At 58.0% G+C, this 255-nt stretch carries 1 protein-coding gene; it reads left to right on the top strand.

The window, feature by feature from the left end:
* The coding region (locus ACRXB1_RS37745; protein ID WP_449494979.1) for a DDE-type integrase/transposase/recombinase at nt 1-255 on the top strand (255 nt) is incomplete at both ends.

Below are 255 nucleotides of genomic sequence, written 5' to 3'. Positions count from 1 at the left end.
AGAAACAGCTTGCTCATCGGCGCAGTGAACGACCAGCGCGCGCCCGCAGCAAGCCTCGCGCAGTTTGTGCCGACGAGCCCAATCAATTGTTCAGCTGGGATATCACTTACCTGCCGACATCAGTTCGCGGGCAGTATTTCTATCTCTATCTGTTCATGGACGTGTTCAGTCGGATGGTCGTCGGCTGGCAGGTCTACGCTGAAGAGAGCAGCGCCCAGGCCAGCGAGCTTCTGAAGGACCTATGTGCGCGTGAGG

This window comes from Caballeronia sp. M23-90, assembly GCF_053574605.1.
Note: the sequence above shows the minus strand (reverse complement) of the source record. Positions and strands in the feature narration are given on the sequence as shown.